The sequence below is a fragment of the Algoriphagus sp. genome (assembly GCF_024642405.1).
Classification (GTDB): Bacteria; Bacteroidota; Bacteroidia; order Cytophagales; family Cyclobacteriaceae; genus Algoriphagus.
The window spans coordinates 20042-21483 of sequence record NZ_JAHEBC010000039.1; the positions used below are offsets into that span (position 1 = coordinate 20042).

Consider the following 1442-nt stretch of genomic DNA (forward strand, 5'->3'; position numbering starts at 1 on the left):
AAAAACATTACATCGACCTGGATGAATACGGTGAAAATTGGTCGGAAATTCTTCCTGAGTTTTGGTTTGATGCCGTAGAAAAATTTTCTGAAGACAGTTTAAGGTCCAAGGGAATCGGGCCATGGTCTGCTTATTTGACCTTCCTGAATCTCACAAAAGCATTCGAAGAAAAAAACACTGATGCGATTTTAAAATTGTCTGCTGACCTTGGTCATTATCTAGCTGATCTGAATGTGCCCTTGCATACTACCAAGAATTACAATGGACAACTAACCGGACAAGAAGGAATCCACGGTTTTTGGGAAAGTCGAATCCCTGAACTTCAAGCCTCAGACTATCAACTTTGGGTTGGGAAGGCTGAATATGTTGAAAAACCCCAAAGAGCTATTTGGGAGGCAGTGGGAAGAGCCCATTCTCAAGTAGACTCTGTTTTACAATTTGAAAAGATTTTAACAAGCAATTTTTCCCAAGATCAGAAATACAGTTTTGAAGAAAGAAACAGTCTGACTGTAAGAGTTTATTCAAAAGAATTTACTGAAACTTATGCGCAAGCGCTAGATCATCAAGTAGAACGGCAAATGAAAAACTCCATCAAAATGATAGCCGATTTTTGGTTCACAGCATGGGTCAACGCCGGACAGCCAGAATTAGGAAATTCGAATTTGGTTAAGCTAGAGGAAGAAGAATTTACGAGAAAGCAAGAATTGAAGGTAAGGGAACATTGAAAGTCAGAAGGTAGTTTTCAGTCGGAGTGGGCAGGCTCAGTAGATAGTGTACAGTCTCAGTAAACAGTGTGTCAGTCTCAAAAGGTAGTAATACAAATGGTGGGCAACAATAGTAAGAACTTAAGTGAATACGAAAAAAAATAGATCTAAATCAAATGGACTACAAACAACTTTTAGCATTCAAAAAAGGATTTGAATTATCCATGAGCATTTTTCAAGTTTCAAAGCAATTTCCAAAAGAAGAAAAATATTCTTTGACAGATCAGATTAGAAGATCAAGCAGATCTGTTTGTGCCTGCATAGCCGAATCTTACAGGAAACGAATATATCCAGCTCATTTTAAATCAAAACTTAGCGATGCTGATATGGAAAATAGTGAGACAAGTGTCTGGCTGGACTTCGCTCATGCTTGTGAATACATAAATAATGAAACCTATTTGGAACTTATTCTAAAATCAGAAGAGGTAGGCAAACTAATTAACTTTATGATTCTCAACCCCCATAAATTTGGTTCAATGAAGTGATGAGTAAACTTTTAGGTTACTGAGTCAATTTCTGCGACTGCCCACTGAAACTGCCTACTGCAATTATTCATTAGAATTTAAATAGGTATTAATAGCCCTCCCAATTCTCCTAAACGTATCCTTAAATACCTCCTCATTTTCCTCCAAAAGGGTCACTCGAAAACCTCTCAAATCTGAACAGAAAGAAGAAATC

General features: G+C 37.4%; 2 protein-coding genes. Both read left to right on the forward strand.

What is annotated here, in order from left to right; genetic code table 11:
• A partial coding sequence (locus Q0L68_RS05215) for a zinc dependent phospholipase C family protein (RefSeq protein WP_296700361.1) occupies window positions 1-725 on the forward strand: 725 nt, incomplete at its 5' end.
• 155 nt (window positions 726-880) lie between these two features.
• Window positions 881-1249, forward strand: coding sequence for a four helix bundle protein (locus tag Q0L68_RS05220; protein ID WP_296700364.1), 369 nt, complete (start codon window positions 881-883; stop codon window positions 1247-1249).
• The last annotated feature ends 193 nt before the right edge of the window (window positions 1250-1442 follow it).